Here is a 19,380-nt window from a genome sequence, read left to right as displayed (position 1 = left end):
AAAACAGACGAGGAGGGGTCAGCCCCTCCTCGAAAAAAATGAAAAAAGACTTGACAGTGTCTTGTCTGACTGATATTTTTGTCGCTTCCGCAGGGAGAATGCCCCTTTGGGCGGGTATTGGGAGAAGGGATATATGCCTACGATTAACCAGTTGATTCGCAGTGGCAGGCAGGGTAAGAAGGTAAAGTCGGATTCGCCTGCTCTCAAGAGTTGTCCGCAAAAGCGGGGGGTGTGCACCAGGGTGTATACCACGACCCCGAAGAAGCCGAACTCCGCGCTCCGTAAGGTTGCGCGGGTCCGCTTGACGAACGGAATCGAGGTCACTTCGTATATTCCGGGTGTCGGGCACAACCTGCAGGAGCACTCCGTTGTTCTTATTCGGGGTGGAAGGGTCAAGGACCTTCCTGGTGTCCGTTATCATATTGTTCGTGGAACACTCGACTCTGTGGGTGTTAAGGACCGGAAGCAGGGTCGTTCCAAGTATGGCGCCAAGCGGCCCAAGTAAACGACTTTGGTGAGAGGGTAATATGCCGAGAAGAAGAGAAGTTGCCAAAAGGGTTATTCTTCCCGACCCCAAGTTCAATGATCGGGTTGTTGCCAAGCTTGTGAGCGTCATAATGCTTGATGGCAAGAAGAGTACGGCTGAGCGCGCGCTTTATGGTGCGCTTGATATCGTGTCGCAGAAGGCTGGCGAGGAGCCTGTGAAGGTTCTTAAGAAGTGTCTCGATAATATTAAGCCTATGCTCGGAGTGAAGTCGCGGCGCGTTGGTGGCTCCACCTACCAGGTGCCGGTTGAGGTTCGGGCCGACCGCCGGGTGTCGCTTGCTATGCGTTGGCTTGTTCGTTATGCCAATGAGCGTTCCGAGAAGACTATCACCGACAAGCTCGCCGGTGAGATTCTCGATGCTTACAATAACCGCGGGGCTGCGGTGAAGAAGCGCGAGGATACGCATCGTATGGCTGAGGCTAACAGGGCTTTTGCGCATTATCGCTGGTAGTAGTAAGTAGCTGGTCTTTGAAACGCTAACTGGAGGGATTCGTGGCACGTCAGGTTTCGCTTGAAAAAACCCGTAACATCGGGATTATGGCTCATATTGACGCCGGCAAGACGACGACAACTGAGCGCATACTCTATTATACCGGTGTGACGCATAAGATTGGTGAGGTTCACGAAGGGGCCGCCACCATGGACTGGATGGAGCAGGAGCAGGAGCGGGGGATTACGATAACCTCGGCAGCTACGACCTGTTTCTGGGGCGACCATCGGGTCAATATCATTGATACTCCTGGTCACGTGGATTTCACTATCGAGGTCGAGCGTTCCCTGCGTGTGCTTGATGGGGCTGTTGCTGTATTCTGTTCCGTTGGCGGTGTTGAGCCGCAGTCGGAAACAGTCTGGCGCCAGGCCGACAAGTATCGCGTTCCTCGCATTGCCTTTATTAATAAGATGGATCGAGTCGGTGCCGACTTTTTTCGCGGCGTCGGCATGATTCGTGATCGCCTCAAGGCTAATCCTGTGCCGATTCAGCTGCCGATCGGGGCCGAAGATACCTATCGCGGGGTTGTTGACCTCGTCGAGATGAAGGCGATTATTTGGGACGAGGAGTCCCTGGGCGCCAAGTATCATGAGGCGGAGATTCCTGCTGATCTGGCAGAGATGGCGCAAGAGTACCGTGAGAAGCTCATAGAAGAAATTGCTACGTTTGATGATGCGCTGATGGAGAAGTATCTCGGCGGTGAAGAGCTCACTACTGACGAAATCAAGGCTGCCGTTCGCAAGGCAACGATCGATATACAAATCTGTCCGGTCATCTGTGGTTCTGCATTCAAGAACAAGGGGGTTCAGAACCTTCTTGACTCAGTGGTCGCATATCTTCCTTCGCCGCTGGACATTCCCGCAATTACCGGTATCGATGCCAAGTCCGGCGAGGAAATAACCCGCAAGGCGTCCGATGACGAGCCGTTCTCGGCTCTTGCCTTCAAGATCATGACAGACCCCTTTGTGGGTCAGCTCTGCTTCTTCCGTGTATATTCCGGCGTGCTCAACTCCGGTTCCTACGTGTATAACTCCACGAAAGAAAAGAAAGAGCGTATTGGCCGCCTGCTGAAAATGCACGCCAATAAGCGTGAAGAAATCAAAGAGGTCTATGCTGGCGACATCGCGGCGGCGGTTGGCCTCAAGTATACGACGACCGGCGATACGCTTTGCCCTGAAGATTCCCCGGTAGTGCTCGAGTCTATTGAGTTCCCCGAGCCGGTTATCGCTATTGCCATTGAGCCCAAGACGAAGGCCGATCAGGAGAAGCTCGGCATCAGTCTTCAGAAGCTTGCGAGTGAAGATCCTTCGTTCCGTGTCAGAACGGATGAGGAGACGGGTCAGACCATCATTTCGGGCATGGGTGAACTGCACCTCGAGATTATCGTTGACCGCCTCATGCGCGAATTCAAGGTTGAGGCAAACGTTGGTAAGCCGCAGGTTGCCTATCGCGAGACTGTTACCAAAAAGGTTAAAGTCGAAGGCAAATTCGTCCGGCAGTCCGGTGGTCGTGGTCAGTATGGCCATGTCTGGATCGAGCTTGAGCCTCAAGAGGCTGGCAAGGGCTACGAGTTTGTGGACGCGATCAAGGGTGGTGTTGTTCCCAGGGAGTATATCCCGGCAGTTGACAAGGGGATTCAGGAGGCGATGGAAACCGGGGTTCTCGCTGGTTATCCGACGGTTGATTTCAAGGTCGCCCTCGTTGACGGATCGTACCACGAGGTTGACTCCTCAGAAATGGCATTTAAAATTGCCGGTTCCATGGCCTTCAAAGAGGCGGCGGCTAAAGCAGGCCCCGTGCTGCTCGAGCCGATCATGTCGGTGGAGGTCGTTGTTCCGGAAGAATACATGGGCGATGTGATCGGCGACCTGAACTCCCGCCGTGGCAGAATCATGGGGATGGAGGGGCGTGCCGGCGCTCAGGTTGTCAGCGCAATGGTTCCGCTGGCTCAGATGTTCGGTTACGCCACGGACCTCCGTTCCGCCACACAGGGCCGGGCAACCTACACGATGACATTCGATCATTACGAGCAGGTGCCTAAGTCGGTATCCGAAGAAATCGTCGCAAAGGTTAAAGGCTAGTCAAATTCAGCGAGGGAGGAATCCTGCATGGCAAAGGCAAAATTCGAGAGGACGAAACCGCACGTCAACATAGGAACGATCGGCCACGTAGACCATGGCAAGACCACGCTGACGGCGGCCATAACCAAGGTATTGGCAGAGCGCGGCCAGGCAGAGTTCCGTGGTTTTGACCAGATTGACAACGCTCCGGAAGAGCGCGAGCGCGGTATCACCATCGCCACGTCCCATGTGGAGTACGAGACCGAGAAGCGTCACTACGCCCACGTGGACTGCCCGGGTCACGCCGACTATGTAAAGAACATGATCACCGGTGCGGCGCAGATGGACGGCGCGATCCTCGTCGTATCCGCCGCCGATGGCCCCATGCCGCAGACCCGCGAGCACATCCTGCTTGCCCGTCAGGTTGGCGTGCCCTACATTGTCGTGTTCCTGAACAAGGCCGACATGGTAGACGACGAAGAGCTGCTCGAGCTGGTAGAGCTCGAGATTCGCGAGCTGCTCTCCTCCTACGACTTCCCGGGTGACGACATCCCGATCATCAAGGGGAGCGCGCTCAAGGGGCTCAATGGCGACAAGGACGAGCTGGGCGAAGAAGCCATCCTGAAGCTGATGGAAGCCGTTGACAACTATATTCCCGAGCCCGAGCGGGCCGTAGACAAGCCGTTCCTGATGCCTGTGGAGGACGTATTCTCGATCTCCGGTCGCGGTACCGTAGCCACGGGGCGTGTGGAGCGCGGAATTGTCAAGGTGGGTGAGGAGGTCGAGATCGTCGGGATCAAGGCCACTGCCAAGACCACGGTGACCGGAGTCGAGATGTTCCGCAAGCTTCTGGACGAAGGCCGCGCCGGTGACAACATCGGTGCCCTTCTGCGGGGGGTGAAGCGTGAAGACATCGAGCGTGGCCAGGTGCTTGCGAAGCCGGGGAGCATCACTCCGCACACCAAGTTCAAGGCCGAGGCGTACATCCTGACGAAGGAAGAAGGTGGCCGTCACACGCCGTTCTTCAACGGGTACCGTCCGCAGTTCTACTTCCGTACGACGGACGTGACTGGCGTAGTAGACCTTCCTGCCGGGACTGAGATGGTAATGCCTGGCGACAACGTGGCGGTGACGATCAACCTGATCACGCCGATCGCGATGGATGAAGGTCTTCGGTTCGCGATTCGCGAAGGTGGCCGTACTGTGGGCGCCGGCGTCGTCAGCTCCATTATCGAATAACGTTGTTGCGAGGAAGAGATGCCAAGTCAAAAGATTAGAATCCGCCTTAAGGCATTTGATCATAAACTCCTCGACCAATCGGTCGGAGAGATTGTTGACACGGCGAAGCGCACCGGCGCCCGTGTGGCGGGTCCGATTCCGCTTCCCACCGTAATCAACAAGTACTGCGTACTTCGTGGACCGCACGTGGACAAGAAATCTCGCGAGCAGTTCGAGATTAGGACCCACAAGCGTCTCATCGACATTCTCGACCCGACCCAGCAAACGGTTGATGCGCTTATGAAGCTCGACCTTTCGGCCGGTGTGGATGTTGAAATCAAGCTCTAGCGAGAACTCTAGAATAGGACTGCAACCATGAAGAAGGGACTTATAGCGAAAAAGCTGGGGATGACCCAGATCTTTGCAGAAGACGGCAAGCGCATTCCGGTTACTGTCGTTCAGGCCGGTCCGTGTGTCGTGCTCCAGAAGAAGACCAGTGCAACTGACGGCTATGATGCTATTCAGGTTGGTTTTCTGTCCCAGGAGGCAAGAAAAGTCACCAAGCCTATGCTCGGCCACATCAAGGCGGCCGGCCAAGGCGCATTCGCACACATTCGCGAGTTCAGGCTCGATGATGTCGACCGCTATAATGTTGGCGACGTTATATCCGCGGACGCGTTTGAAGTTGGTGAGTATATCGATGTTACCGGCACCAGTATCGGTAAGGGCTTTCAAGGCGTTATCAAGCGCTGGGGCTTCCGTGGCGGGCGTTCTTCACACGGTTCCTGCTTTCATCGCGCCCCCGGTTCGATCGGCAGCTCAGCCTACCCCTCACGCGTCTTCAAGAACAAGAAGATGCCCGGCCAGCTCGGTAATGAAAGGGTGACCGTGCAGAGACTGCAGGTGGTTCGCGTTGATGCCGCCGACAATATACTGCTCATCAAAGGGGCGATTCCCGGGGCGAAAAATGGAATCGTCCTTGTGAAGGATACCGTCAAGCCTCGATAGACCGGCAGATTCTGGAGAATGAGTATGGCAACCATTGATGTGTTTGATATCAGCAAAAACAAAGTGGGTGTAATGGATCTCAATGACAACGTCTTCAATGGCGAGGTCAAAGAATATCTCATCCACGAGGCTATAAAGGTTCAACTTGCCAATCGCCGCGCGGGAACCGTGTCGGTAAAGAACCGTGCAATTGTTTCCGGTGGCGGCAAGAAACCCTATCGTCAGAAGGGTACCGGTCAAGCCCGTCAGGGCTGCATTCGAGCACCGCACTTCGTCGGAGGTGGTGTTGCGTTCGGTCCCCGTCCGAAGGTGTACAACCTCTCAATGAATAAAAAGGCGCGCAAGGCAGCCGTACGGTCTGCGCTCTCGATGCTTTACAAGGAGAACAAACTGTCCGTTCTTGACTCCTTTACTCTCCCGTCTATCTCTACCAAGGGATTCGTGACGGTGCTGAAGGCATTCGATCTGGCCAAGACGCTCGTGGTTGTGGACGAGCCGAATCTCAACCTTGAACTGTCGGCCCGTAACGTGAAAGATGTCAAAGTACTCAAGGCAGAACACCTGAATGTTTTCGACATCGTCAAATATAATAACATCATCGTTACCCAGTCGGCTGTTCGTACGATCGAAGGAGTGTTGCAGTCATGAACCTGTACGACGTGATAAAGAAGCCACTCATCACTGAAAAGACAACCATCGAGAAGGATTCGAAGAACGTCGTCTCCTTCGAGGTCGACCGCGACGCGAACAAGATCGAGATCAAGGAAGCTGTTGAGAAGCTTTTCAAGGTCGAGGTCGCCGAAGTTAACACGGTCAATGTCGCTGGGAAGGTCAAGCGTTTCGGCCGTCACTATGGCAAGCGTTCCAACTGGAAGAAGGCGTACGTGACCCTGAAAGAGGGAAGCAGCGTCGATTTCTTCGAAATATAAACCTGAGCAGTGGAGTGACATACCATGGCGATCAAGACATATAAACCTACTTCGGCGGGACGCAGGCACCAGACGTGCTCTGCGTTTGATGAGATTACAACATCAACTCCCGAAAAGTCTCTCATTGTCACCATAAAGAAGACTGGCGGCCGTAATAGCTTCGGCAGGATTACTGCCCGTCATATCGGTGGTGGACACAAGAAAAAGTACCGCATAATTGATTTCCGCAGGAACAAAGTGGAAGTCCCGGCCAAAGTCGCGAGCATCGAGTACGATCCCAACAGAAGTGCGCGGATTGCTCTGCTCCACTATGCAGACGGTGCAAAGCGTTATATCCTCGCTCCGCTCGATCTCAAGGTGGGCGACAGCATCGTTGCCAGTTCGAATGCTGATATCAAGCCGGGCAATGCGCTTCCTTTGCGCGCAATCCCGCTGGGTACAATCATTCATAACATCGAGCTTAAAATCGGGAAGGGTGGCCAGCTTGCCCGCAGCGCAGGTACCTTTGCTCAGCTCATGGCCAAAGAAGGCAAGTATGCTCAGGTGAAGCTTCCGTCCGGCGAAGTGAGGATGGTGCTGCTTGATTGCATGGCTACCATCGGCCAGGTTGGCAATATCGATCACGAGAATGTGTCTATTGGCAAGGCGGGGCGTTCTCGCTGGCTTGGGCGCAGACCGAAGGTTCGCGGTGTTGCTATGAACCCGGTCGATCACCCCCATGGTGGTGGTGAGGGTCGTACTTCCGGTGGTCGTCACCCCGTAACTCCGTGGGGTATTCCGACCAAGGGTTACAAGACGCGCAAGAACAAGACTTCAACCCGCTTCATTGTTAAGAAGCGTTCGAAATAACAAACAATAGTCCAAAGGATTGACACCATGGCTCGTTCGATAAAAAAAGGCCCCTTTGTAGATGATCATGTTGCCAAGAAGGTTGCCGCAGAGAGTGCAGGCTCCAAAAAGGTCATCAAGACATGGTCCAGGCGCTCTACCATTACTCCTGATTTCATCGGATTGACCTTTGCCGTGCACAACGGGAAGAAGTTTATTCCTGTCTTTGTCACTGAAAACATGGTGGGACATAAGCTTGGCGAATTCGCCCCGACGCGGACCTTTCACGGTCATGCGGCCGACAAGAAGAGCAAGCTCAAGAAGAAGTAATTCTTAAAAGGAGCATTCACAGATGGAAGCCAGCGCAAAATTGACATTTGCCCGCCTTTCACCGCGCAAGACACGTCTTGTCGTAGACATGGTCAGGGGCAAGGGAATACAGGACGCACTCACTATTCTGCGTTTTTCGCCGCAGGCGTCTGCGAAACTCGTATCCAAGCTTCTTCGGTCAGCTGTTGCCAATGCCGAGCAGAAAGGCGCTTCAGACGTTGACCGCCTCTACGTAAAGAGCATTTCCGTGGACGGTGGACCGGTACTCAAGCGCTTCGTGCCGCGGGCAATGGGCAGGGCAAGCAAGATCAGAAAACCGACCAGCCACATCACGGTGGTTCTGGCAGACAAGCAATAACGACTGGAGGTGGTGTCTTGGGTCAGAAAGTAAATCCTGTTGGATTCAGGCTTGGTGTTATACGGACGTGGGATTCGCGGTGGTACGCGGAGGCCGATTACTCGAAGCTTCTGCACGAGGATCTCAAGCTTCGTAATTTTCTTAAAAAGCGTCTCTACAATTCAGGCGTTTCCAAGATAGAGATTGAGCGGGCCGCGAATAAGGCCAAGATCAACATCTATACCGCCCGGCCCGGCCTTATCATCGGTAAGAAGGGCGCTGAGGTGGAAACCCTGAAGAAAGAGCTTGCCAAGCTCACTGACAAAGAGATCTACCTCAATATTCAGGAAGTCAGGAAGCCTGAGCTCGATGCGCAGCTCGTGGCGGAGAACGTTGCCCTTCAGCTCGAACGTCGTGTCGCATTTCGCCGCGCGATGAAGAAGAGTGTTACGTCCTCCCTCAAGTTCGGCGCCAAAGGTATCAGGATAACCTGCTCGGGACGTCTTGGCGGTGCTGAGATGTCGCGGACCGAATGGTACCGTGAAGGCAGGGTGCCGCTTCATACGCTGAGAGCTGATATTGACTACGGCTTTGCGGAAGCGAAGACGACCTACGGTATTATTGGTGTCAAGGTCCTCATCTTTAAGGGCGAAGTTCTCCCCGGTCAAAAATAGAAACAGGAGCTTTTAGCAATGTTGATGCCCAAAAGAGTTAAGCATAGAAAGCAGATGAAAGGGCGCATGAAGGGAGATGCGCAGCGCGGCGCTTCCCTCGCGTTCGGGGAATTCGGCCTCCAGGCGACTGAATGTGGCTGGGTTGATTCACGGCAGATTGAGGCCGCCCGTATCGCAATGACCCGTTACATTAAGCGGGGAGGAAAAATCTGGATTCGGCTCTTCCCGGACAAGCCCCTCACGTCTAAGCCTGCTGAAACTCGTATGGGCAAGGGCAAGGGATCCCCTGACTCCTGGGTTTGCGTGGTGAAACCCGGTAAGGTTCTGTACGAGATGGAAGGGGTAACCGAAGAGATCGCACGCGAGGCTTTCCGCCTTGCTGCCCATAAGCTTCCTGTTGGAACGAAATTTATCTCCAGGAAGGATGGCCATGAAAGCTAGTGAACTGAAAAATAAATCAATGGAAGAGTTGACGGCTAAGGCTGCAGAACTCTCGCAAGAGTTGTTCAACCTTCGTTTCCAGCTTCATACCGGGCGGTTGGAGAATACGGCGAAGATATCCTCCGTCAAGAAAGATATCGCCCGGATCAAGACCATCCTTAGTGAGAAAAGAGGCTAAAGAGAGGAAGCTATGAGTCAGCGCGGGAACAGAAAGACCCAGGTTGGGGTTGTTGTCAGTGACAAGATGGACAAGACAGTTGTTGTCAGGGTCTCGCATCTTGTGAAACATCCCGTCTATAATAAGTACATTAAGCGTAGTGTTAAATATAAGGCACACGATACTGATAATAGCTGCAAAACAGGAGACAGGGTGCTGATTGTGGAAACGCGCCCCCTGAGCAAAGACAAGCGCTGGAAAGTTCGTCAGATTATCGACAGGGTCGAATAGCAGGAGTGTTCACATGATTCAGATGCAAACTGTACTCGATGTGGCGGACAACTCGGGGGCCAAAAAACTTTTCTGCATAAAAGTGCTCGGCGGATCGAAGCGCAAGTATGCCGGGGTTGGCGACATCGTTGTTTGTTCAGTCAGGGAAGCTGTTCCTAACGCAAAAGTCAAAAAGGGCGATGTGGTCAAGGTTGTCATTGTTCGCACCGCAAAGGAAATCGGGCGTCCGGACGGTTCCTACATCCGATTTGACGATAACTCTGGTGTTGTAATCAACAACCAGCGCGAACCCGTTGGCACCCGTATTTTCGGGCCGGTCGCCAGGGAACTCAGGGCCCAGAAGTTCATGAAGATTATTTCTCTGGCCCCAGAGGTTCTGTAAATCATCTCCGTGGAGAAAGTTCAATGCTCGATAAAAAGTTTCATATCAAAAAGGGCGATACCGTCTCTGTCGTAACAGGCAAGGACAAGAGCAAGACCGGCACGGTCCTCCGTATTCTTCCGAAAAGAGATGGAGTGCTTGTGGAAGGACTCAATATCGTCAAGCGCCACACGCGTGCACGTGGTAATGAGCCTGGCGGCATAGTGGAAAAAGAGGCCCCCCTCCATGTGTCTAACGTAATGCTCTACTGTGGCAAGTGCGAAAAGCCGGTGAGGGCAAAGAAGGCCATCCTCGAAGACGGCAAGAAGGTTCGCGTCTGCGTCAAGTGCGGCGAAGCCTTTGATAAATAGGACTGGAGGGGAAGATGGCAAGGCTTAAAGAGCTTTATCATAAAGAGATCGTCGAACAGCTGACAAAAGACTTCGGTTATTCGAACGTCATGCAGGTACCGAAGATCGAAAAAATCGTCGTCAATATGGGGCTTGGTGAAGCGATCCAGAATGTCAAGATCCTTGACTCGGCTGTCGAGGAGCTTGCCGCAATAGCGGGACAAAAGGCCGTCATCACCAAGGCAAAGAAGTCGATCGCTGGCTTCAAACTTCGCCAGGGGATGCCGATCGGCTGCATGGTCACCCTGCGCCGCGAAAAGATGTATGAGTTCCTTGATCGACTCATCAACGTGGCGCTCCCTCGCGTTCGCGACTTCAAAGGCGTTTCTGCCAAAGGGTTCGACGGACGGGGCAACTACTCGCTTGGTGTTAAAGAGCAGCTTATTTTTCCTGAGATCAACTACGACAAAATCGACAAGATCAAGGGTCTGAACATAACCATTGTAACGTCGGCAAAGACTGATGAGGAGAGCAGGGCTCTTCTCAAGCATCTCGGCATGCCGTTCAGGCACTAACATCTGTGGAGGACTACCAGTGGCAAAGACATCAATGATCATAAAGGCTCAAAGGGGCAGCAAATTCAAGGTTCGCGAGTATAATCGCTGTCCTCTGTGCGGGAGACCACGGGCCTATTATCGCAAGTTCGATATGTGCCGGATCTGCCTGCGTAAGCTTGCCTCGGCCGGACAGATTCCCGGCGTGATCAAGTCAAGCTGGTAACCAGTTAAACGGTAAATATAAAGAGGAGTACGTTCCATGTCGATGACAGACCCCATTGCCGATATGCTGACGAGGATACGCAACGCCAACATGGCGCGACTGCAGAAGGTCGACATTCCCTCGTCGAACCTCAAGGTGAACCTTGCCAATGTTCTTAAGGCAGAAGGCTTCATCAAGAACTACAAAGTTATAGCTGACAGCCGCCAGGGCGTTTTGCGCGTCTACCTGAAGTATATTGACGAAAAGGACCCCGTGATCAACGAGATCAAGCGGGTCAGCAAGCCCGGGAGTCGTGTCTATGTCGGGAGCGATAAGATTCCGAGCGTGAAAAACGGTATGGGTGTAGCGATATTGTCGACCTCCAAAGGACTGATCACCGACAAGTCAGCCCGCGAAGCCGGGGTTGGCGGAGAAGTTCTCTGCACGGTGTGGTAATTATAAGGGATCAAGGAGTCATAACGTCATGTCCAGGATTGGCAAACGTCCTATTGAAATACCGAGCGGGGTCAAGGTCGAATTCAGTGATTCCGTCCTGACGATCGAAGGGCCCAAGGGAAAACTGTCGCGGCAGGTGATGGATGGAGTATCCCTTGAAATCACCCCTTCAAGCATTGAGGTCAAGCGTGCGGATGACGGCCTGAAAGCACGGTCTGCACATGGTCTCACCCGTACACTCGTGAACAATATGGTTGTCGGGGTAACGAAAGGCTTCGAGCGTGCCCTTGAGATCAACGGGGTTGGCTACCGGGCTGAAGCGAAGGGCGATGTGCTCAACCTCAGTCTCGGGTACTCCCACCCGATCAACTATGCGCTTCCGGCGGGAATCATCGTCGAGGTCGATAAGATGACCAAGCTTGTCGTGAAGGGGATAGACAAGGAACTCGTTGGTCAGACAGCGGCAAAGATTCGCTCGTTCCGCGGCCCTGAGCCCTACAAAGGGAAGGGGATCAAGTACGCTGACGAGAAGATTTTGAGAAAAGCCGGCAAAACAGGTAAAAAATAGCCGTTAAGGAGAAGAGAATTGAGTCCTCTTGCTCAGAAAAAAGTGGCCCACCTCAAGCGTAAGACGAGGGTGAGAAAGAAGATCCGCGGTACGACCGAGCGTCCGCGTCTTAATGTGTTCAAGAGCGCACAGCACATTTACGCTCAGATCATTGATGACACGACTGGAACCACGCTCGTTTCTGCCTCAACGGTACAGAAAGAGGCTTCAGAGAGCCTGAATCACTGCGGTAATGTCGAGGCTGCAAAACGGGTTGGCGCCCTGATTGCGAAGCGCGCTCTCGAAAAGAACATTGCGACCGTCGTGTTCGATAGAAACGGTTTCTTATATCACGGACGAATCAAGGCGCTGGCGGATTCGGCCCGTGAAAACGGCCTGACCTTCTAATCGGGAACAAGGAGGCATCAACTTGTACAAGATCAACCCCAATGATTTGAATCTTACGGACAAGGTTGTCCATATCAGCCGTGTTGCCAAGGTTGTTAAAGGCGGTAGGCGGTTCAGTTTTTCAGCCTTGGTTGTCGTCGGCGACGGTAATGGCTGTGTCGGTTACGGACTCGGCAAGGCGAACGAAGTCCCCGAAGCCATTCGCAAAGGGGTGGAGCAGGCAAAGAAGAACCTGATCAAAGTCCCGATTGTAGAAGGCCATACCATACCGTATGAAGTGCTTGGTCACTTTGGTGCGGGGCGCGTACTTATCAAGCCGGCTTCTGCCGGTACTGGTGTGATCGCGGGTGGCGCTGCCAGAGCCGTCTTCGAGGCGGCAGGTCTGCATAACGTGCTGTCTAAGTGCCTTGGATCTAACAACCCTCACAACGTGGTCAAGGCTGCTTTCAACGGTCTGGCGCAGCTGCGGAGCCCTGAAGAGATCATGGCACGCAGAGGCGTGACGGAATAGTGTGAGTTAACGGGGGAACGCATGTCGGCTGAACTTAAAATTACACTCGTCCGGAGCCATATCGGGACGACCAGCAAGCAACGCGCCGTACTCAACGGCCTCGGTCTGACCAAGGTCAACAAGACGGTCGTACTCAAGAACACTCCTGAAATCGTGGGTATGGTTCAGAAGGTCGCCCACATGGTGAAGGTAGTAGAGTAATCTCTCCAGAGGTGTATGAATGGAACTCAATGAACTCAGGCCTGCAGTTGGGGCAACCAAAGATAGAAAGCGGATCGGTCGTGGGCCGGGCTCAGGTCACGGTAAGACTGCAACCAAGGGACATAAGGGTCAGAAGGCCCGTAGTGGCGGCAGCGTCAAGCCCGGTTTTGAAGGCGGTCAGATGCCCATGCAGCGTCGTCTGCCCAAGCGTGGTTTTACTCCTTTGACCCGCAAGGAATACGCTCTCGTCAATGTCGGTCAGCTGGAAGTTTTTGAGGCTGGAAGCTGCATCGATGTTGAAGCGCTTCTCAATGCTGGGCTGATTGGGGGAGTCAAGGACGGTCTGAAGGTCCTCGCTGATGGCGATCTGACCAAGCCACTTACCGTCAAAGCGCATAAGTTCAGCGCAAAGGCTAAAGAAAAAATCGCGGCGGCAGGTGGTACTGTCGAGGAGATTTCACTTTGATCGATGCATTCCAGAACATCTTCCGAATACCTGAACTGAAGAAACGAGTGCTTTTTTCGCTGGGAATGCTGGCAGTTTACCGGGTCGGTTGTCATATCCCGACCCCAGGCATCGACAGCAACGCACTTGCGCACTTCTTCGCTCAAGCCCGTGGTACACTCCTCGGGCTTTTCGACATGTTTTCGGGGGGCGCGCTGGAGAAGCTGACCGTCTTCGCTCTGGGCATCATGCCCTATATTTCATCGTCCATCATTTTCCAGTTGTTGACGGTGGTTGTGCCTTCCATTGAGAAATTGTCCAAGGAAGGGGAGTCCGGCAGGAAAAAGATCATACAGTACACACGCTACGGTACGATAGTGCTCAGCGTGGTTCAGGCACTCGGTATCAGCATTGGCCTTGAGAGCATGCGCGGACCGGCAGGTGAACTTGTCGTTCCTAATCCCGGATGGGGCTTCAGGCTGATGACAGTCATCACATTGACCGCTGGGACGGCATTCATTATGTGGCTCGGTGAGCAGATGTCCGAGAAGGGGATCGGCAACGGAATCTCTCTTATCATCTTTGCTGGAATTGTCGCACGGATACCGACGGCCCTTCTCAATACTGGCCGCCTGATCAAGACGGGGCAGCTGTCACTGTTTGTGATCCTGCTTGTTGTGGCACTGATGTTTCTGGTAATTGCTGCAATCGTGTACGTTGAGCGAGGGCAGCGACGGTTGCCGATTCACTACGCGAAACGGGTTGTCGGGCTGAAGACATATGGTGGGCAGACCTCGCACTTACCACTCAAGGTGAATATGGCCGGTGTTATCCCGCCGATCTTTGCATCGTCCATCATCATGTTCCCGGCAACGGTCGCAAACTTTATAAACGTACCATGGGTCCAGACGGTTGCCAAAAGTCTGACTCCCGGCAACCTAGCCTACGAAATCTTTTATGTTGCCTTTATTATCTTCTTCTGTTATTTCTATACGGCTGTTTCGTTTAATCCCGTTGATGTTGCGGAGAACGTTAAAAAGCACGGCGGATATATACCCGGGATTCGTCCGGGCAAGGAAACGTCCGACTATCTTGATCGGGTGCTGACAAAGCTTACCTTTGCCGGAGCCTTGTATATCTCGGCTGTATGCGTTCTCCCGTCTGTGCTTGTCGGCAAGTTCAATTTGCCGTTCTACTTCGGCGGCACTGCTCTGCTCATTGCTGTAGGGGTTGGCATGGACACCGCGGCACAGATTGAATCCCATCTCATCACCCGAAGCTATGAGGGTTTTATGAAGGGTGTGCGGGTGCGGGGCGGGCGGTAATACTGGCGTGGAGTGTGCTGCATGAATCTGGTGTTTCTCGGTCCGCCTGGTGCCGGCAAGGGGACGCAGGCAAACCTGTTAACTCGTACGTATGAAGTCCCGCAGATTTCAACCGGCGAAATACTTCGCGCAGCCGTTAAGTCAAAGACCCCTATGGGGGTCAAGGCTAAAGAGTACATGGATCAGGGTGCACTCGTCCCTGACAGTGTCGTTGTCGGTATTGTAGAGGAGCGGCTAGCTTCGCCTGATTGTGCGTCCGGCTTTATCCTTGACGGATTTCCCCGTACCGTTGCCCAGGCCGATGCACTCAAGCAGGTGCTTGGTGCGTTGGGTAAGCAGATAGAGCACGTCGTCTCGTTTGAAGTCGACAAGGGTGTGCTTCTGGAGCGTATCGTCGGTCGCAGGGTGTGCCGTGCATGCGGACGGGCATTTCATGTCAAATTTGATCCACCCCTCGTTGACGGTGTCTGTGATGCGTGTGGTGGAGAGCTCTATCAGCGTGATGACGACCGCGAAGACACCATGCGGCGTAGGCTTGAAGTTTATGATGAGCAGACAGCGCCCCTGAAATCATATTATGAGGGTGAGAGGCTCCTGCGGAAAGTGAATGCTCTGGAGCCGATCGAAGATGTACAGCGTCAGATTGTGAAGCTTGTCGAGAGTTGTAACGGGTGATCATACTCAAGTCACCTCGTGAAATTGAAAAGATGCGGGTGTCCGCCAGGATAGTCGCTGAAGTTCTTGAGATTCTCAAGGCTTGCATTAGGCCGGGCGTAACCACTCTGGAGCTCAACGAGCTGGCCGAGCTTGAGGCGAAGAAGCGCAAGGCGCGACCGGCATTCAAGGGTTATAACGGTTTTCCCTATTCGCTCTGTTGTTCGGTTAACGAGCAGGTTGTTCACGGTATGCCGAATAGCCGGGAGTTGGTCGAGGGTGACATAATCAGCCTCGATTTTGGTGTTGTTGTTGACGGGTTTTATGGCGATGCAGCCGTTACCGTTCCCGTCGGAAGGGTAAAGCCCGGTGTGCTTGATCTCCTTGCCGTAACCGAAGAGTCGCTTTGTCGGGCGGTTGAGGCATCAGTAGTCGGCAACCGGCTTTCGGATATATCGCACGCAGTGCAAAGCTTTGTTGAGGAACGCGGCTATTCTGTTGTGCGCGAATTCGTTGGACACGGCATTGGTAAAAATCTTCACGAAAGCCCCCAGGTGCCCAACTTCGGAGAGCCGGGGCGCGGCGTGAAGCTCAAGGCCGGGATGGTACTGGCCATCGAGCCGATGATCAACGAAAAGGGGCATCAAGTTAAAATCCTCAGTGATGGATGGACCGCAGTCACCTGTGACAAGGGCATGTCGGCTCACTTTGAGCATACAGTGGCAATTACGGAGAATGGTCCGGATATACTGAGCAAGTTATAGCACCAGCGAAGCACGCGAAAGGAAATGTCTATGAAAGTCAGGGCATCCGTAAAAAAGATTTGCGACAAGTGCAAAATTGTTAAACGCAAGGGTGTTGTGCGCGTTATTTGTGAAACCCCGAAGCATTCCCAAAGACAGGGTTAAGAGACTAAGAGGAGGAGCTGGCATTGGCACGCATTGCAGGCATTGACCTACCGAGGAATAAGCGCATTGAGATAGCGCTCACGTACATTTTCGGAATCGGGCGCACGACCGCTCAGCGGATTCTGGCCGAGACCGGCGTTAGCGCAGACACGCGGACCGACAATCTTGCCGAGTCAGAGGTCGCCAAGATCAGGGACTACATCGACAAGAACCTCAAGGTGGAGGGTGACCTCCGTCGCGATGTGTCCATGGATATTAAGCGTCTCATGGATCTTGGATGCTATCGCGGCTTGCGCCATCGGAAAGGGCTTCCGGTGCGTGGCCAACGGACCAAGACCAATGCCCGTACGCGCAAAGGGCCTGCCAGAACTGTTGCAGGCAAGAAGAAATAGAACAAGCATTCTGGAGGAATAATGGCTAGCCCTTCTAAAAAAGTCGTTAGGAAAAAAAAGGAAAAGAAGAATATCCCCAACGGCGTTGCACATATCCAGGCAACGTTTAACAATACGATCATAACCATCACCGATCCCGTGGGGAACGTCGTGGCATGGTCTTCAGCCGGCTCCAAGGGCTTCAAGGGGTCGCGCAAGAGCACTCCCTTCGCCGCTCAGATCGCGGCTGAGGAGTGTGCACGCAAGGCTCAGGAGCATGGCATGCGGAGCGTGGAGGTTTTCGTAAAGGGACCGGGGTCCGGACGCGAGTCGGCCCTTCGCGCACTCCAGGCTGCCGGCTTCCACGTCAATTTCATACGGGACGTGACGCCGATTCCTCATAACGGCTGCCGTCCTCCCAAGCGCAGAAGAGTCTAACATTTCTCATTTATAGACACGAATAAGGAGGTCAGAGTTGGCTAGATATACAGGTCCTTCCTGCCGGCTGTGCAGAAGGGAGAACATGGAGCTGTTTCTGAAGGGTGAGCGGTGCTATACCGATAAGTGTGCCATTAAGCGGCGTAATTATCCGCCGGGACAGCATGGGCAGGGACGGCCGAAGGTCTCCAACTACGGCGTTCAGCTGCGCGAAAAGCAAAAAGTGAGGAGGATCTACGGCATCCTCGAGAAGCAATTTCGGAGCTATTTCCAAGAGGCGGATCGTCTCAAGGGAGTTACTGGTGAGAATCTGCTCTCGCTGCTTGAGCGCCGTCTGGACAATGTGGTGTACCGGCTTGGTTTTGCCGCTTCCCGCACCGAGGCCAGAATCCTCGTTCGGCATAATCACTTCACGCTGAACGGCAAGAAGGCGAATATTCCTTCGATCCAGCTCCGTGCTGGCGATGTCGTTGAACTCAAGGAAAAAAGCCGGAAGATAGCGTGTATCAATGAGTCTCTTGATGCGGTTGTGCGCAGGGGCATTCCCCAGTGGCTTGAGCTTGAGAAGGACGCTTACAAAGGTGTCGTGAAAACTCTTCCCGTGCGTGAAGACATTACGATGCCGATCCAGGAGCAACTGATCGTCGAGCTCTATTCGAAGTAATGTTCGCATAACCCGTCACAGGGAGGATATACATGTATAGAAACTGGCGCGACCTGATCAGTCCGAAGAAACTTCAGGTTGAAAGCGAGACGCTTACCAATAAATATGGAAAATTTTATGCAGAACCGTTTGAGCGCGGATTCGGCACGACTCTCGGCAACTCACTTCGCAGGGTCTTGCTTTCTTCGCTCCAAGGTGCAGGAATTACCTCTGTAAGGATCAAGGGGGTGCTTCACGAATTTTCTTCCATCCCCGGCGTAACCGAGGATGTTACCAATATCATTCTCAACCTTAAGGGCGTCAGCCTCAAAATGTACGGTACTGAGCCTAAGACCGTCCGGATTATCCATAAGGGTGACGGTATTATCACGGCAGGTGATATCATTACCGACCCCCAAGTCGAGATCCTGAATCCGGAACACCACATCGCCACATGCTCCAAGGATGCAAATCTTGAAATGGAGATGGTGGTGAAGGTTGGCAAGGGCTATGTGCCCGCAGACCGGAATCGCGATGAGAAGGCTCCCGTTGGCACGATTCCGATTGATGCCCTGTTTTCACCGATCCGCAAGGTTAACTTTACGGTTTCAAACGCCCGCGTCGGTCAGATGACCGATTATGACAAGCTGACGCTTGAGGTGTGGACCAACGGCAGCGTGATCCCGGAAGACGCGGTCGCCTTTGCCGCCAAGATCCTCAAGGAACAACTGAGCATTTTCATTAACTTTGACGAGGAAGCTGAACCGAGCGGCGAGGCTGAAGTTGGCGAAGGGGAAAGCCCCATCAACGAGAACCTCTATCGTTCGGTCGATGAACTCGAGCTTTCCGTGCGCTCTGCTAACTGCCTCAAGAACGCAGGCATTAAGCTTATTGGCGAGCTTGTGTCCCGGACCGAGGCCGAGATGCTCAAAACGCAGAACTTCGGCCGCAAGTCGTTGAACGAGATCAAGGATATACTCGCTGAGATGGGCCTTACGCTTGGTATGAAACTGGAAGGGTTCCCCGATCCGGAAGTCATGCGCAGGCTGCGCGGCGAGCGCAAGGATGAAGAATAATTCGTACGGTTGCCGGAAGAAAGGAACATAGGTCATGCGTCACAATAAGGCGGGAAGAAGGCTGGGAAGAACGACGAGTCACCGTATCGCCATGTTCAGGAACATGGTGACCTCGCTCTTTGCCCACGAGCGGATCACTACGACTGATGCCAAGGCAAAGGAGCTGCGCTCCATAGCCGAGAAGATGATCACCCTCGGCAAAAGGGGTGATCTCCACGCGGTGCGTCAGGCAGCCTCATATATTCGCGACAAGAAGGTCGTCACTAAGCTTTTCTCCACTATCGCGCCCCGTTATAAAGAGCGCGACGGAGGCTATACCCGTATCATCAAGCTGGGCATCCGGCCAGGTGATTGTGCACCTCTTTCCGTAATCGAACTCGTTGAAGAACAGTTCGAGAAGAAGGTGAAGAAGAGCAAGCCGACTGCGCCTGCGCAAGCTGTTGCCACCAAACCTGCGGTAGAGGAAACGCGCGAGGCTGCCGCTGCGCAGCCCCAAGAGCCTGAAGTCGAAATCTCCGAAGTCAAGGATCCGGCAGAGGAGTGCGAAGCCAAGGCCGACTAAGCCTGCACGATAGCTGAGTATGCAACAGAGAGGCACGGGAAACCGTGCCTCTCTT

Annotated in this window: 34 protein-coding genes; all 34 read left to right on the top strand. The window is 53.6% G+C overall.

Going from position 1 to position 19,380, the window contains the following annotated elements; all coding sequences use genetic code 11:
* Nucleotides 1-133 precede the first annotated feature (133 nt).
* Genes rpsL through rplQ form a run of 34 tightly spaced genes read left to right on the top strand, consistent with a single transcriptional unit; the run spans nt 134 to nt 19,325 of the window.
* On the top strand, nt 134-505 hold the full coding sequence (rpsL, locus tag GS_RS14370; protein WP_010943491.1) for a 30S ribosomal protein S12: 372 nt from the start codon (nt 134-136) through the stop codon (nt 503-505).
* Nucleotides 506-527: 22 nt separating this feature from the next.
* Nucleotides 528-998: a 30S ribosomal protein S7 gene (gene rpsG / locus GS_RS14365; RefSeq protein ID WP_010943490.1), complete on the top strand. Its 471-nt coding sequence runs from the start codon at nt 528-530 to the stop codon at nt 996-998.
* 41 nt (nt 999-1,039) lie between these two features.
* Entirely contained in the window at nt 1,040-3,118 is a 2,079-nt protein-coding gene (fusA, locus tag GS_RS14360; RefSeq protein ID WP_010943489.1) for an elongation factor G, read from the top strand.
* A gap of 27 nt (nt 3,119-3,145) precedes the next feature.
* Nucleotides 3,146-4,336: an elongation factor Tu gene (gene tuf / locus GS_RS14355; RefSeq protein ID WP_010943488.1), complete on the top strand. Its 1,191-nt coding sequence runs from the start codon at nt 3,146-3,148 to the stop codon at nt 4,334-4,336.
* Between the two features lie 18 nt (nt 4,337-4,354).
* Nucleotides 4,355-4,663: a 30S ribosomal protein S10 gene (gene rpsJ, locus GS_RS14350; protein ID WP_010943487.1), complete on the top strand. Its 309-nt coding sequence runs from the start codon at nt 4,355-4,357 to the stop codon at nt 4,661-4,663.
* A 27-nt stretch (nt 4,664-4,690) separates the two neighbouring features.
* A complete protein-coding gene (gene rplC / locus GS_RS14345) occupies nt 4,691-5,323 on the top strand; it encodes a 50S ribosomal protein L3 (protein WP_010943486.1) in 633 nt (210 codons plus the stop codon).
* A 24-nt stretch (nt 5,324-5,347) separates the two neighbouring features.
* Nucleotides 5,348-5,971: a 50S ribosomal protein L4 gene (gene rplD / locus GS_RS14340; protein WP_010943485.1), complete on the top strand. Its 624-nt coding sequence runs from the start codon at nt 5,348-5,350 to the stop codon at nt 5,969-5,971.
* Nucleotides 5,968-6,252 carry a 50S ribosomal protein L23 gene (locus GS_RS14335; RefSeq protein ID WP_010943484.1) on the top strand — a complete coding sequence of 95 codons (285 nt, stop codon included), beginning with the start codon at nt 5,968-5,970 and terminating at the stop codon, nt 6,250-6,252. The genes rplD and GS_RS14335 overlap by 4 nt, the downstream gene beginning before the upstream one ends.
* A 24-nt stretch (nt 6,253-6,276) precedes the next feature.
* Nucleotides 6,277-7,101, top strand: a complete 825-nt coding sequence (rplB, locus tag GS_RS14330) for a 50S ribosomal protein L2 (protein WP_010943483.1) — start codon at nt 6,277-6,279, stop codon at nt 7,099-7,101.
* Nucleotides 7,102-7,128: 27 nt separating this feature from the next.
* A complete protein-coding gene (rpsS, locus tag GS_RS14325; RefSeq protein WP_010943482.1) occupies nt 7,129-7,410 on the top strand; it encodes a 30S ribosomal protein S19 in 282 nt (93 codons plus the stop codon).
* A 22-nt stretch (nt 7,411-7,432) separates the two neighbouring features.
* Complete coding sequence (gene rplV, locus GS_RS14320) at nt 7,433-7,768, top strand: 50S ribosomal protein L22 (protein ID WP_010943481.1); 336 nt, start codon at nt 7,433-7,435, stop codon at nt 7,766-7,768.
* A gap of 17 nt (nt 7,769-7,785) precedes the next feature.
* Nucleotides 7,786-8,421, top strand: coding sequence for a 30S ribosomal protein S3 (rpsC, locus tag GS_RS14315; RefSeq protein WP_010943480.1), 636 nt, complete (start codon nt 7,786-7,788; stop codon nt 8,419-8,421).
* 18 nt (nt 8,422-8,439) lie between these two features.
* Entirely contained in the window at nt 8,440-8,862 is a 423-nt protein-coding gene (rplP, locus tag GS_RS14310; RefSeq protein WP_010943479.1) for a 50S ribosomal protein L16, read from the top strand.
* Entirely contained in the window at nt 8,852-9,040 is a 189-nt protein-coding gene (rpmC, locus tag GS_RS14305) for a 50S ribosomal protein L29 (protein WP_010943478.1), read from the top strand. The genes rplP and rpmC overlap by 11 nt, the downstream gene beginning before the upstream one ends.
* 12 nt (nt 9,041-9,052) lie before the next feature.
* The gene (gene rpsQ / locus GS_RS14300; protein WP_010943477.1) at nt 9,053-9,310 is read left to right on the top strand and encodes a 30S ribosomal protein S17; all 258 of its coding nucleotides are present in this window, start codon (nt 9,053-9,055) and stop codon (nt 9,308-9,310) included.
* 13 nt (nt 9,311-9,323) lie between these two features.
* Nucleotides 9,324-9,692 (top strand): 50S ribosomal protein L14, encoded by a 369-nt coding sequence (gene rplN / locus GS_RS14295; protein WP_010943476.1) that lies wholly within the window; start codon nt 9,324-9,326, stop codon nt 9,690-9,692.
* A 23-nt stretch (nt 9,693-9,715) separates the two neighbouring features.
* A complete protein-coding gene (gene rplX / locus GS_RS14290; RefSeq protein ID WP_010943475.1) occupies nt 9,716-10,042 on the top strand; it encodes a 50S ribosomal protein L24 in 327 nt (108 codons plus the stop codon).
* A 14-nt stretch (nt 10,043-10,056) separates the two neighbouring features.
* Nucleotides 10,057-10,596: a 50S ribosomal protein L5 gene (rplE, locus tag GS_RS14285; RefSeq protein ID WP_010943474.1), complete on the top strand. Its 540-nt coding sequence runs from the start codon at nt 10,057-10,059 to the stop codon at nt 10,594-10,596.
* 19 nt (nt 10,597-10,615) lie between these two features.
* Nucleotides 10,616-10,801 carry a type Z 30S ribosomal protein S14 gene (locus GS_RS14280; protein WP_010943473.1) on the top strand — a complete coding sequence of 62 codons (186 nt, stop codon included), beginning with the start codon at nt 10,616-10,618 and terminating at the stop codon, nt 10,799-10,801.
* Between the two features lie 36 nt (nt 10,802-10,837).
* Nucleotides 10,838-11,236 carry a 30S ribosomal protein S8 gene (rpsH, locus tag GS_RS14275; RefSeq protein WP_010943472.1) on the top strand — a complete coding sequence of 133 codons (399 nt, stop codon included), beginning with the start codon at nt 10,838-10,840 and terminating at the stop codon, nt 11,234-11,236.
* Between the two features lie 28 nt (nt 11,237-11,264).
* On the top strand, nt 11,265-11,804 hold the full coding sequence (gene rplF / locus GS_RS14270) for a 50S ribosomal protein L6 (protein ID WP_010943471.1): 540 nt from the start codon (nt 11,265-11,267) through the stop codon (nt 11,802-11,804).
* A gap of 18 nt (nt 11,805-11,822) precedes the next feature.
* Complete coding sequence (rplR, locus tag GS_RS14265; protein WP_010943470.1) at nt 11,823-12,191, top strand: 50S ribosomal protein L18; 369 nt, start codon at nt 11,823-11,825, stop codon at nt 12,189-12,191.
* 22 nt (nt 12,192-12,213) lie between these two features.
* Nucleotides 12,214-12,702 carry a 30S ribosomal protein S5 gene (gene rpsE / locus GS_RS14260; RefSeq protein ID WP_010943469.1) on the top strand — a complete coding sequence of 163 codons (489 nt, stop codon included), beginning with the start codon at nt 12,214-12,216 and terminating at the stop codon, nt 12,700-12,702.
* Between the two features lie 21 nt (nt 12,703-12,723).
* Nucleotides 12,724-12,903, top strand: coding sequence for a 50S ribosomal protein L30 (gene rpmD, locus GS_RS14255; protein ID WP_010943468.1), 180 nt, complete (start codon nt 12,724-12,726; stop codon nt 12,901-12,903).
* 19 nt (nt 12,904-12,922) lie between these two features.
* Nucleotides 12,923-13,369: a 50S ribosomal protein L15 gene (gene rplO / locus GS_RS14250; RefSeq protein ID WP_010943467.1), complete on the top strand. Its 447-nt coding sequence runs from the start codon at nt 12,923-12,925 to the stop codon at nt 13,367-13,369.
* Nucleotides 13,366-14,673: a preprotein translocase subunit SecY gene (gene secY / locus GS_RS14245; RefSeq protein WP_010943466.1), complete on the top strand. Its 1,308-nt coding sequence runs from the start codon at nt 13,366-13,368 to the stop codon at nt 14,671-14,673. Before rplO ends, secY begins: the two co-directional genes overlap by 4 nt.
* Before the next feature lie 21 nt (nt 14,674-14,694).
* Nucleotides 14,695-15,348, top strand: a complete 654-nt coding sequence (locus GS_RS14240) for an adenylate kinase (protein ID WP_010943465.1) — start codon at nt 14,695-14,697, stop codon at nt 15,346-15,348.
* Entirely contained in the window at nt 15,345-16,091 is a 747-nt protein-coding gene (gene map / locus GS_RS14235; RefSeq protein ID WP_010943464.1) for a type I methionyl aminopeptidase, read from the top strand. Before GS_RS14240 ends, map begins: the two co-directional genes overlap by 4 nt.
* A gap of 30 nt (nt 16,092-16,121) precedes the next feature.
* Nucleotides 16,122-16,235 (top strand): 50S ribosomal protein L36, encoded by a 114-nt coding sequence (gene rpmJ / locus GS_RS14230; protein ID WP_010943463.1) that lies wholly within the window; start codon nt 16,122-16,124, stop codon nt 16,233-16,235.
* Between the two features lie 23 nt (nt 16,236-16,258).
* Entirely contained in the window at nt 16,259-16,627 is a 369-nt protein-coding gene (gene rpsM / locus GS_RS14225) for a 30S ribosomal protein S13 (protein ID WP_010943462.1), read from the top strand.
* 21 nt (nt 16,628-16,648) lie between these two features.
* Nucleotides 16,649-17,044 (top strand): 30S ribosomal protein S11, encoded by a 396-nt coding sequence (gene rpsK, locus GS_RS14220; RefSeq protein WP_010943461.1) that lies wholly within the window; start codon nt 16,649-16,651, stop codon nt 17,042-17,044.
* A 37-nt stretch (nt 17,045-17,081) separates the two neighbouring features.
* A complete protein-coding gene (gene rpsD, locus GS_RS14215) occupies nt 17,082-17,708 on the top strand; it encodes a 30S ribosomal protein S4 (protein WP_010943460.1) in 627 nt (208 codons plus the stop codon).
* A gap of 32 nt (nt 17,709-17,740) precedes the next feature.
* Nucleotides 17,741-18,763, top strand: coding sequence for a DNA-directed RNA polymerase subunit alpha (locus tag GS_RS14210; protein WP_010943459.1), 1,023 nt, complete (start codon nt 17,741-17,743; stop codon nt 18,761-18,763).
* Nucleotides 18,764-18,797: 34 nt separating this feature from the next.
* Complete coding sequence (gene rplQ / locus GS_RS14205) at nt 18,798-19,325, top strand: 50S ribosomal protein L17 (protein WP_010943458.1); 528 nt, start codon at nt 18,798-18,800, stop codon at nt 19,323-19,325.
* Nucleotides 19,326-19,380: the final 55 nt, after the last annotated feature.

Source organism: Geobacter sulfurreducens PCA (genome assembly GCF_000007985.2).
GTDB classification, from domain to species: domain Bacteria; phylum Desulfobacterota; class Desulfuromonadia; order Geobacterales; family Geobacteraceae; genus Geobacter; species Geobacter sulfurreducens.
This window is presented reverse-complemented; position numbering and strand designations above follow the sequence as displayed.